Below are 3,381 nucleotides of genomic sequence, written 5' to 3' on the forward strand. Positions count from 1 at the left end.
GTTTTCGGTAAACTAGCCCTAATTTCAAACTCAGGAATCATATATTTAGGTAAATATTTAGCACAAAAAGAAGTTAAATCTCTGGTATTTATATATAGATTCGGTAATAAAACCACAAAAGCTTGAAGTTTATTGCCGATTTGTTCATCGGGAATAGCAATAACTACTCCTTCTTTAACATTCGGATTTTTGTAAATTATAGACTCAATTTCGCCCAAGTCAATACGATAACCTCGACTTTTGATTTGATTGTCTTGACGACCAAGAAATAAATAGTTACCATCTTTTTTTAGTTTGATTAAATCTCCTGTACGATAAACTTTAGTGGTAGATTCGGAAAAACGAGGATCTTTGACTAAAACTTGATCTGTTGCTTGTGACATTCCCCAATAACCACTCATCAAAGATAAACCTGATACATAAAGTTCTCCTATTTCCTCAATTTCTGCTATTTTTCCTTGCTGATTAATCGCAAAAACCTCCAAATTAGCACAGGCTTTGCCAATGGGTAAACTATTTTCTTCATCGTCAGGAATTTTCGTCACAGGATAATAGGTACATACATTTGTTTCGGTTGGTCCGTAAAGGTTATGATAATTTACATTGGGTAATATTTCCATCAATTGTTTTAAATATTTAAGGGGAAACACTTCTCCTGCAAATAAAATATGTCTTAAATGAGAAAATTGTTCTAGTTGTAATTCTCCTTGTAAAATTAACTGAATCAAAATTGAGGGAACAGAATACCAAATCGTAATTTTTTGTTCAGCAATATAACGGGCTAAATTAAGCGGAAATACCGATAAGCTAGGAGGAATTAAAATAACAGTTGCCCCTGCTTTAATAGTAGTAAAGATGTCGAAAATAGATAAATCAAAATGTAACGGTGCGTGATTGGAAAGGCGATCGCTTGGTTGTACCTGAAAACAATTATAAGACCAATTGACGAAGTTAAGAGACGCATCATGAGAAATCATGACACCTTTTGGCTTTCCTGTAGAACCTGATGTATAAAGGATATAAGCAATATCTTCGGGTTGTAAATTTGTATCTGAATAGTTAGAGGTTGTTTGATTCGTTTTAGATCCCCCTAAATCCCCCTTACTAAGGAGGACTTTCTCCCCCATTGTCTGTAAATTCCCATCTTTCAAAGGGAGGCTAGGGGCGATCGAAACAGAATGTAAAATTTCTTGCCAGTTGATTAATTGTTGAGAATAATTAGTGGAGTTAGTAAAACTATTATCGGTAAAAATAACCGTATTTAAAGGGGAAGATGAATCTAAAAATTTGTCTAGTGATTTGAATTGCTTTTCATTGGTAATAATTATGTGAATTTCAGCATCTTCTATTAAAGAGATGATTCTATTTAAAGGTGCGGAAGTTGGTAAAGGCACATATATTCCTCCTGCTTTTAATATCCCAAAAATGCTAATTATTGCAGAAATTGATTTATTTAGATAAATGCCAATGCGATCGCTTTTTTTGCACCCAGATTGGATTAAATTATGGGCTAATTGGTTAGAAATGAGATCTAATTGTTGATAAGTAATCTTATTTTCCCCCTCAATAACAGCAATCTTATAGGGATATTTTAAAGAACTTTGTTGTAAAAGTTGATGTAATAAATTTTCCATAAAATTAACTCTAATTTTTTATCAGTAATTTATTAGAAACAAGTATAATAAAAAATACACTGTAGGGTGGGCAAAGCAGAGAAAACTTTTAAAACCAACGAGAAATTTATGTGTTTCGCTGTATTATTAGTATTTTCATAGAAGTGGAGGTACTTAGTTCAATCACCGAAAATAATACCTACAGTCCCAAATATTTAGCAATAATTAAAGATTGAATTTCCGATGTACCTGAATATGACTGACTACCCATTGCATCTCGTAATTCTCTTTCTAATTCAAATTCAGTTAAATAACCATAACCTCCATGAATAGAAATAGCATCTAAACAACAATCTATCCATGCTTGACTTAAATAAAGTTTCGTCATAGCGGCTTCTAATAAAGCTGGTTTGTCACTTTTTTTTAACCATGCCATTTTATATAATAAATTTCGAGCGGTTTCTAACCTTAACTTCATATTCGCTATTTTCTGGGCAATTAACTGAAATTTACTGATCGGTTGCCCAAATTGCTGACGCTGACGGGCATATTTAACACATCGCTCTAAAATTCGCTCTATTGTGCCTACTGCACTGGCTAGAATAAAACCTCTTTCCCATTCCATCGCATGACTAAAAATCGCCATGCCACTTCCTTCTTTACCTAAAATATTTTCTGATGGAATAACACAATTATCTAAAATTATTTCTCCCATTTGAGCTGTAGATAAACCCATTTTTGAGATAGTTCTTTTAATTATTAAACCCTCAGTATCTTTTTCGATTAAAAAAGCCATAATCCCTCTTTTATTTTGCTCTAGATCAACATTAGCAAAAATGATTATTAAATCAGCGATCGAGCCATTAGTAACAAAAATTTTATGTCCATTAAGAATATATTGATCATCTTTTTTTTCGGCAATAGTTTTTAGACTATAAACATCAGAACCAGTAGAAGGTTCACTTACACCATGACTGCCAATCCATTTTCCTTGAGCTAAAAGAGGTAGGTATTTTTGTTTTTGTGCTTCTGTACCAAAAGTGATAATTGGCAATTCACAAGCCCAAATATGAGCATTCATCGCAAAAATTAACCCATTATCTTCATAAGCATAACCTAAACTTTCTAGGGCATAAGTTATTGATAAAATATCTAATTCTTGACCACCATATTTTTGAGGTACAATCAAAGATTGAATGCCAAAATCTGCCCATTTATACCAGTCTATTTGATTAAATTTTTTCTCTTGATCTAGTTTAATTAAATCTTCCTTTAATTCTTGTTGAGCAAATTCAAGAATCTTTTTTTTGAGGTTAATTTGTGTTTCATTCCAGCTAAAATCCATAAACTAAATTTATATCAGGTTCGATTAAATAATTGTACTATCCCGCAACCCCCCCTTTATCCTCCCTAATAGGGGAGAGCAAAGACGCAAAGAAATAAGGACACAAAGTTTTATTATTAGTTATTATCCGAACTTGATATTACTCCTTAAAGATTTTTTTTAATAATAACCAAAAAGTTTTTTTCCATCCTCTTGGAAAAATTTTATTAATTAATTATTAGTTAAGTTAAATAATTTTAATTGTTGCTTTTGATAAACACTATAGGTACTTAGAATCTGTGAAGGATGAAGCCCACACTATCCCTCTTTTGTCAGTTTCCGATTTTAACTATTATTAAATATTTTCAAACAGCTTGATAACTAAAGATTAAAGCATACTACAGAGTCAAATTTACTAATTTAAAGTTTCGATTTATTTCATAT

Annotated in this window: 2 protein-coding genes; both read right to left on the reverse strand. The window is 31.7% G+C overall.

All coding sequences use genetic code 11. The annotated features are described in order from the left end of the window. Window positions 1-1,634 (reverse strand): AMP-binding protein (locus FWJ34_RS18810; RefSeq protein ID WP_308256863.1); only part of this gene is annotated, 1,634 nt, incomplete at its 3' end. 178 nt (window positions 1,635-1,812) lie between these two features. Next, a complete protein-coding gene (locus FWJ34_RS18815) occupies window positions 1,813-2,958 on the reverse strand; it encodes an acyl-CoA dehydrogenase family protein (protein ID WP_308256864.1) in 1,146 nt (381 codons plus the stop codon). Window positions 2,959-3,381: the final 423 nt, after the last annotated feature.

Origin of the sequence: Geminocystis sp. GBBB08 (genome assembly GCF_016743215.1) — a bacterium.
In the GTDB taxonomy this organism is placed as follows: domain Bacteria; phylum Cyanobacteriota; class Cyanobacteriia; order Cyanobacteriales; family Cyanobacteriaceae; genus Geminocystis.